Below are 8,117 nucleotides of genomic sequence, written 5' to 3'. Positions count from 1 at the left end.
GATTGAACCCTGCTGATTTCTTTGTGAAAGTATCTTTCCAGCGAAAGATATTTTCTTCCTAGAATAAAACTCCTTCCATTTCCGGAATCATAACAGGTCATCAGATTATGAATTCCAAGATCAATTGATAAATAATGACCATTCAGGGAAAGCGGTTCTGGCTCTTTGATCTCATAAATAACGATAAGGTCACATTTTCCATCTTCCGGTGGATAGATCCGCAGCTGTTTTATGTGATCCATGTTCCTGAAAATCTTATTTTCAAGATATAGAAATTTTTCATGAATCCCGTAAGTTTCTTCCATATAGCTTTTCAGATCCTTTGACAGAGACAGCCGTAATTGGTCGGAACCTTTCTCGTGCCGGATTCCCATCTGCATGTAAGTGATTGGTATATTGTCCTGTTTAAATCGCGGCGGATTTGGATCTTTGATCCCACCGGTCTTTTTAAGGGCATAAAATGATTTCCAGGCTTTATCCAGCTGCTTGCAGGTCTCCTGCGCTGTCTGGGACGGAAGCTGCCTATACCACAGATCTCCTTTATGCGCTTTCTTCTGATAATACCAGTCAGGATACTTCTCCAGCCCCAATTCTTTATATCGACGACGTTCATAGTTGCAGACATTCCAGAGCTTGGAAGCAGCGTAACACATATGCCCTATAATATTAGAATATTCCGGCCGGATATTAACCGATGTTCTGTGAGACAACAGCATTCTCCTCCCCCCTTCAGACAGCCATGCATATGAATATTTACAATTCACATTGAATTAATACGACTTGCTCTGATGTTCAATATAACGGCGAATATTTTCCTCAGATACGGATCCGATCGTTTCCACATAATAGGAATGGTTCCACAGTTCTCCCTTCCACAACTGGTTTCTTATTTCCGGAAAACGTTCGAATAATTTCCTGCCTGTGATCCCCTTCAGATACTTGATAATGGCTGTTATTGACAGCTTTGGTGGAGCTGATACAAAACAGTGAACATGATCACCTTCACCACATTCAAATAAATGAACGGTAAAACCTTTATCGTCAGCTATCTGCTGCACGAGTTCCTGTAGGTATTTCTCAACTTCTGGGGTTAATATCTTCCGTCTGTATTTCACCGACCAAACCATATGGTAGTTAATATTACACACACAAGTCCTATAATGTATAAGATTTTCTTTCATACATATAGTATATCATATCGAAATGTAATGCGCAACCATTATTCGAACGTATTTTCGTTTTTATTGTATGCCGGTTACGGCATTACTATCAAAGGATGAGAATTATTATACTATTTGCATTGTGCAGATATGCACACTACTGCGCTTTCATCTCGGTAATTGAATTGCCGAGGATTCCCGCTTATTGTCCTAAGAACTTCCGCACGCATTCCAGAAACCGTTCTCCATATTTTTCAAACTTATACGCACCCACGCCGGACACCTCCAGCATCTCCGCTTTCGTGACCGGTTTTAAAATACACATATGCGTCAGCGTCTTATCAGAAAATACGATATACGGCGGCACTTTTCCCTCGGATGCGATCTCGCGGCGCAGCGCGCGGAGTGCCTCGAAGAGCGTCTCTTCCTTCTCCGTAAATTCGTCTGCCCCGGCTGGAAGTTTCGCGCCCCGGCGGCTCTTTTTGCTGCTTCCAGCTGTCTGTTTCTCCCGCTCCTTCGCCATCTTCATCTCGATTGGTTCCGGTGCTTCCAGGAAAGCAGCACCTTTTTCCGTCAATTTGACAATCGAATACTCATCCGTCGTGACAAACAGATACTCCTCCACCTGGAGGAAGTTAAACATCTGGCGCAGATGCACGACGCTCTCCTTCGCCAGCTCCCCATAATGCGGATTCTCATCCATCCGGTAATTGCGGATCTTAACCGTATTCGCCCCGTGCACCGTGTCGAGAATCACCGTTGTTCCATAGCGCTGTCCGCACGACTGCACACAGCCTAAGAGACTCTCTGCCGCCGCCTGAATGTCGATCGTGTCAAATTGCGTCATACAATTCGAACAGTTTCCGCAGTAATTACTTCCATATTCGCCGAAATACCGCAGGATATAATCACGCAGGCACTCATTCGTAAAACAATAAAATGTCATCTTTTTCAGGCGTTCCCGGTCACGTTCCAGCACCACCTGCCGCGTATAGTCGTCAAGCTCCTGATTGTCCTGGTTCCGCTCAATAAAGAGCTGGTTCGTCACCACATCCCGCCCGCTATAATACAGGATGCACTCCGCCGGTTCGCCGTCACGCCCGGCACGTCCTGCCTCCTGATAGTAGGCTTCCAGGTTCTTCGGCATCCCGCAGTGCAGGACAAACCGTACATCCGACCGGTCGATTCCCATGCCGAACGCATTGGTCGCCACCATCACCGGAACCCGGTCATAGATAAAATCATCCTGATTCTTCTGCCGCTCTGCATCGGAAAGTCCCGCATGGTAACGCGTCACTGAAAATCCATCCCGGATCAGCTTCTCACAGATCTCCTCAACATTTCTGCGGGTCAGACAGTAAATAATCCCTCCCTGCCCCGGGTACGCCTCCAGATATGCCCGGATTGCCGCATAGCGGTCCTTCGGCGTCTCCACTGCAAAATACAAGTTTTTCCGGTCAAATCCCGTCGTCAGCATCACCGGATTCTGTAACTGCAAAATGTCGATGATATCGTCCCGGACCTCCTTGGTCGCGGTCGCCGTAAAAGCACTGACCACCGGACGCCTCGGCAGCTTCTCGATAAAATCAACAATCTTCAAATAACTCGGTCTGAAATCCTGTCCCCACTGGGAAATGCAGTGCGCCTCATCGATCGCCAGCATCGCAATATCCACGTGCATCGCAAAATCAAGAAATGTCTCCGTCATCAGACGCTCCGGCGCCACATAAATGATTGGATAACGCCCCTCGCGCGCATACCCAAGCGCCTTATAATACTGTGCCGTCGTCAGCGAACTGTTCAGATACGCCGCGTGGACGCCCGCCTGATTGAGTGCCGTGACTTGATCCTTCATCAGAGAAATCAGCGGTGACACCACCAGCGTGATTCCCGGAAGAATCAATGCCGGAACCTGATAACACAGTGATTTTCCGCTGCCCGTCGGCATGATTCCCAGCACATCACGCCCATCAAGAATCCCGTCAATCAGTATTTCCTGTCCTTCGCGGAAGCTGTCATATCCGAAATACCGCTTGAGAACTTCATATTTTTCCGATTTCTCATAATTCATATATCTTTATCCAACGCCCTTTCATTCTAGTTCTGTCTCAACGATCCACAATCTTGAGCATTTCCAGTCTCAGACATCCACCAGTTCAATCTTTCCTGAAACCTCTCTCCACAGGATGTTTCTCTGAACTCCACACATCCACACAAATTTCACTCTTTATACATATATATCAAACACCAAACCATTGCTTTCTTACAAAAGCCCCAGCTCTTCCATCGCCCGGTAAATCCCATCTTCCTCCACGGTCTTCGCCGTAAACGTCGCATACGACTCCAGCCCGGCATCGTGTTTTCCCATGACAACCGCATTCGGCACATACTGGAACATCGACAGATCGTTCATGCTGTCTCCAAAGACCCACGCGTCCTCCAGCGCGATCCCATATTGCTTCAAAATCCACTCGATCGCACTCGCCTTAGAATGCCCCATCGGCACACACTCATAGAAGCCGCCGCCCCGGTCAATCACCTCAAAATCCCGAAGTGTCTCAAAAAATCCCGCCGGATCACTGTCTGCTCCGACTGCCACGCAAAATTTACTGATCGAAAAGGACGGATCCGACCAGTTCTTCGCCGAAACCGAGCCGCTCTGGTCGAGAATCGAGCGGATCGCCCGCATCGTTTCGGTCTGCACCCCATCTGGCCGGAAAAAGCAGGCGTCCACGCCCTCCATCACTGTATCCATCCGGAACCGCAGAATATCCTCTTTCAGTTTCTCCGCCCGTTCCGGCGAAATTCTCTGGTCATAGAGTGTCTTTCCATCCACGGAAATATAGGTACCACAGCCACAGAGCAGCCCGTTTACCGGCGCTTCCTCCCGGATTTTGGACGTCTGGCACCAGGTCCGCCCCGTATTAATAAATGTCAAATTTCCCTTTTCCATTGTTTTTTTTAAGGCAAGCACCGCGCTTTGCGGTACCTGCCTTAATTTTTCACTAAACAATGTTCCATCAATATCAAAAAACAATGCTTTTTTATTTATCTTCATTTCTGAATATGATCTCCCCGGTCTCTGCATTCATGCTGTCTACGATCGCCAGTGACTCAACGCGGATGCCCTTATCACGGATGCGTTTGCCGCCGTCCTGAAAACCTTTTTCAATGACAATGCCCGCACCAACTAATTCTGCTCCCGAATCCTGAATCAAAGTGGTCAGACCGTCTAATGCCTTGCCCTTTGCCAGAAAATCATCGATAACCAGAACCTTATCGCCTTTTCCAAGGAACTCCTTGGACACAATAATATCATATACAGTGCCATGGGTAAACGATTCAACCTTCGTTGTATACACTTCTCCGGCAATATTTTTCGTCTTTGTTTTCTTGGCAAATACAACCGGAACATCAAAATATTCGGCTACGATACAGGCAATACCAATACCCGACGCCTCGATCGTCAGGATCTTGTTGATCTCCTCACTCTCAAAACGGCGTTTAAACTCCTTGCCGATCTCCTGGAACAGATGAATATCCATCTGGTGATTCAGGAAACGATCCACTTTCAATACATTTCCTGCTCTTACGATTCCATCTTTACGGATTCTGTCGTATAAAATCTGCATATGTCTATCCCCTTATCTGTATTTTTATGAGACGCTTTCTACTCCGCCTCGTCCTCGGCTGCTTCTGTATTCAGCGCCGCATTGTTCTCCTCAGTGCTGACGGTGATCTTGGCATTTTCTACCAGAAAATCAAGTGTCTTCTGCATCAGTGCCGTATCGTCCACCATCTTCTGATCGATGTTGTCATTCTGAAGCATCGTCTTCAGGCTCTCGTAGCCGTAGCGTTTCGCCAGTGCTTCCTTGTCCGAATCGTCGATCGTGATATTTTCCTGCTTCGCAATCTCATTTAAAACGAGGGACTGTTTCGCCATTTCCTTGGCTTCCTGGCGGATCTCCTGCTTGAAGCTGTCCTCATCGCTTCCAATCATGCCCGCATAGGTCGCCAGATCGACGCCGTAGGAGGATAGCATGTTGGTGTATGCCTTTAACTGTGTATCATATGCCTCGTCGATCGATGCAGTCGAGCATACAACCTCTGAATTGTCCACAACCGCATTCAGAATATCCGTATCTCTCTGATTGTCAATCGAGAGCTGTTTCTGCTCTAAGAGGTTCTCACGGGTGGATTCACGGTATTTCTCCACGGTTCCATCATCCGGTGATACGGAAGCAACAAACTCATCCGTCAGTTCCGGAACGGAGCGCTCCTTGACCGCATTGACCGTTACCTCAAATACAACCTCCTTACCTGCCAGATCCGGGTTGTTCGGATACGAATCCGGGAAGGTCAGGTTTAAGTCTTTCTGATCGCCCTTCACAGCGCCGACCAGCCCATCCTCGAATCCATCGATAAAGCTGCCGGATCCAAGCGTCAAATCATATCCTTCAGCGGTACCACCCTTAAATGCCTCGCCGTCTAAAAGCCCCTTATAGTCAATGTTGACCTGATCGCCCATCTGAGCTGCCCGGTCTACCTCGCGGTACTCGGCCTTTGAATTCAACACCTGCTGAATCTGGTTTTCTACTTCCTCGTCCGTCACGGATGCCTCGGTCACGGTCACAGCGATGCCTTTGTACTCGCCCAGCTTCACGCTGCTCTCTGCGACATACTCCTCTGTCTCTGCTGCCGTGCTCTCTGCTGCGGTCGTCTCAGTCCCTGTCTTTTTTCCGCATCCAGATGCCGCTGCTGCTACCGCAACCGCCAGACAGATGCCTGCTATTTTCCATCTCTTCATTTAGTCGTCCTCTATCTCTCAATTTCCTGCCTGCGCCATCCGGCACCTGGCTTTCAAACGCACATATGATATATCTGCACGTATGTCTTACCAATCATCATACCACAAACCAGCCTGTCGCAAAAGCGATTTTTCAATATTTTATATTTTCAGCAACTCTTTTTTCATAGTTCATCACTTTTCCCAATTTAAGGAAACCGGATATGAATTATTTGATAAAAAATTCCGCCAGAAAAAAACGTTTTGTCTTTCCTGACGGAATTTTCTGGCTGTTTTTTAGCTGCAAAATGCTGCAAATGCCAGATATGTATTATAGATATCCAGTTTCGATGCCAGCTCAAATGGGGCATGCATGGATAAAATCGGAACACCCATATCCACAACATCTACATCCATGCCAGCCACAAACAGGGCAACCGTGCCGCCGCCGCCGACGTCTACTGCGCCCAGCTCGCCGATCTGCCAGTATACGCCTGCCTCATCCATGATCTGGATCACTTTCGCCATCGTCTCCGCGCTCGCGTCGTTGCTGCCGGATTTGCCACGCGCACCCGTATATTTCGTCAAAACGACACCCTTATTCAGATAGCAGGAGTTTTTTTCTTCAAATACGCTCGCAAACGTCGGGTCATACGCCGCATTGACATCCGCCGACAGGCACAGAGAATGCTTCAGCACTTTGCGGACATCCACATTTCCTGCCTTGCACAGTCCCTCGATATAATGCAGGGTAAAATCGGAATTTAAGCCGGTATTTCCAACGGAACCGATCTCCTCTTTATCTGCCAGAATCGTAACAGTCGTATATTCCGGGGACTTGACTTTCATCTCTGCGGTCAGTGCCGTGTACGCGCACACCTTGTCATCCTGTCCGTAAGCGCCGACCAGGCTGCGGTCCAGACCGACATCCGTTGCTTTTACTGCCGGCACAAATTCGATCTCTGCACGCAGGAAATCCTTCTCCGTCATGCCGAAGCGCTCATTTAAGATCGACAGCGCCAGCAGCTTGACCGGCTCCTTGATCGAGTCTTCTTCCTCGCACGGGTACGGCAGGGATCCAACAATGATATTTAATTCTTCGCCCTTGATGCCGTCTTTCAGTTTCCGCTCATTCTGCTGTGCGGCAAGATGCGGAAGCAGATCGGTCACGCAGAAGACTGGATCGCCCTCTTTTTCGCCGATGCAAATATCCATCGAGGTGCCGTCCTTTAAAATCACAACGCCGTGCATCGCCAGCGGGATCGTCGCCCACTGGTATTTGCGGATGCCGCCGTAATAATGGGTCTTGAAATATGCCGCCTCTGCCTTCTCATACAGCGGGTTCGGTTTCAGATCCAGGCGCGGGGAATCGATGTGAGCCACGTTAATGCGGACGCCGTCCTCCAGCGGACGTTTTCCGAACGTGCTCATCAGAAGCGCTTTCTTGCGGTTGATCTGGTATACCTTGTCGCCCGGCTGATAGATTTTTCCTTCTTCGAACTCCTCATAACCAGCCTCTTTCAGGCGGAGCACCGCCTCGCGCACAAATTCGCGCTCGGTCTTTGCCGCATTTAAAAACTCCTTATATCCCTCGCAATATGCAAATGCCTTTTCCTCCTGCTCCGGGGCTTTCTTTCCAATATTAGGAAATTCCCAGATCAGTTTTTCTCTCTGTTCTTTCGCTACTGACATATCCTTCCTCCTTTTGCAAATCATTTCTTTTTCACTATCGTATCACTATCCAGCAGAATCGTAAATGGTCCATCGTTTAAAAGCTCGACCTTCATATCTGCCCCGAAAATACCGTGCTCGACCTTCCGCACCTGTCCGGCGCAGCGCGCCAGCGCGTGTTCGTAAAGATGGTTCGCCAGTTCTGGATTTCCCGCACCCGTAAAGCCCGGGCGGTTTCCGTGGCTACAGTCCGCGTACAAAGTAAACTGGCTGATCAGCAGGATCTCGCCATCCACATCCGCCAGCGAACAGTTCGTCTTGCCGTTCTCATCCTCAAAAATACGCAGCTTGCACATTTTATCCACCATTTTGTCGGTGATTTCCTCCGTGTCGGTGTCGCTGACGCCCATCAGCACCATATATCCACGGCCGATCGAGCCGATCAGCTCGCCGTCTACCTTTACACTCGCGTGTTTGACTCTCTGTAGTACAAATCTCAT

At 48.7% G+C, this 8,117-nt stretch carries 8 protein-coding genes; all 8 read right to left on the bottom strand.

What is annotated here, in order from left to right:
- On the bottom strand, positions 1 to 716 hold a 716-nt coding region (locus DWX68_RS09490), incomplete at its 3' end, for a transposase (protein WP_243027679.1).
- Positions 717 to 770: 54 nt separating this feature from the next.
- Positions 771 to 1,187, bottom strand: coding sequence for an IS200/IS605 family transposase (gene tnpA / locus DWX68_RS09485; protein ID WP_118556385.1), 417 nt, complete (start codon positions 1,185 to 1,187; stop codon positions 771 to 773).
- Positions 1,188 to 1,362: 175 nt separating this feature from the next.
- Entirely contained in the window at positions 1,363 to 3,231 is a 1,869-nt protein-coding gene (gene recQ, locus DWX68_RS09480; RefSeq protein ID WP_118629213.1) for a DNA helicase RecQ, read from the bottom strand.
- Positions 3,232 to 3,423: 192 nt separating this feature from the next.
- A complete protein-coding gene (locus tag DWX68_RS09475; protein ID WP_233430207.1) occupies positions 3,424 to 4,218 on the bottom strand; it encodes an HAD family hydrolase in 795 nt (264 codons plus the stop codon).
- Positions 4,205 to 4,792, bottom strand: coding sequence for a xanthine phosphoribosyltransferase (locus DWX68_RS09470; protein WP_117796253.1), 588 nt, complete (start codon positions 4,790 to 4,792; stop codon positions 4,205 to 4,207). Before DWX68_RS09470 ends, DWX68_RS09475 begins: the two co-directional genes overlap by 14 nt.
- A 38-nt stretch (positions 4,793 to 4,830) precedes the next feature.
- Positions 4,831 to 5,967: a trigger factor gene (gene tig / locus DWX68_RS09465; protein ID WP_107000635.1), complete on the bottom strand. Its 1,137-nt coding sequence runs from the start codon at positions 5,965 to 5,967 to the stop codon at positions 4,831 to 4,833.
- 276 nt (positions 5,968 to 6,243) lie between these two features.
- Positions 6,244 to 7,638 (bottom strand): aminopeptidase, encoded by a 1,395-nt coding sequence (locus DWX68_RS09460; RefSeq protein ID WP_117796254.1) that lies wholly within the window; start codon positions 7,636 to 7,638, stop codon positions 6,244 to 6,246.
- 20 nt (positions 7,639 to 7,658) lie between these two features.
- The gene (gene dtd / locus DWX68_RS09455) at positions 7,659 to 8,117 is read right to left on the bottom strand and encodes a D-aminoacyl-tRNA deacylase (RefSeq protein ID WP_022359969.1); all 459 of its coding nucleotides are present in this window, start codon (positions 8,115 to 8,117) and stop codon (positions 7,659 to 7,661) included.

The sequence above is a fragment of the Clostridium sp. AF20-7 genome, assembly GCF_003479275.1.
Taxonomy (GTDB): domain Bacteria; phylum Bacillota; class Clostridia; order Lachnospirales; family Lachnospiraceae; genus Otoolea; species Otoolea fessa.
The sequence above is the reverse complement of the archived record's forward strand: the minus strand, read 5'-3'. Positions and strand labels throughout refer to the sequence as shown.

Excerpts from the sequence above, each read along its gene's own strand:
- recQ (WP_118629213.1), bottom strand. The coding sequence starts at position 3,231 with ATGAATTATGAGAAATCGGAAAAATATGAAGTTCTCAAGCGGTATTTC.
- DWX68_RS09475 (WP_233430207.1), bottom strand. The coding sequence starts at position 4,218 with ATGAAGATAAATAAAAAAGCATTGTTTTTTGATATTGATGGAACATTG.
- DWX68_RS09470 (WP_117796253.1), bottom strand. The coding sequence starts at position 4,792 with ATGCAGATTTTATACGACAGAATCCGTAAAGATGGAATCGTAAGAGCA.
- tig (WP_107000635.1), bottom strand. The coding sequence starts at position 5,967 with ATGAAGAGATGGAAAATAGCAGGCATCTGTCTGGCGGTTGCGGTAGCA.
- DWX68_RS09460 (WP_117796254.1), bottom strand. The coding sequence starts at position 7,638 with ATGTCAGTAGCGAAAGAACAGAGAGAAAAACTGATCTGGGAATTTCCT.
- dtd (WP_022359969.1), bottom strand. The coding sequence starts at position 8,117 with ATGAGATTTGTACTACAGAGAGTCAAACACGCGAGTGTAAAGGTAGAC.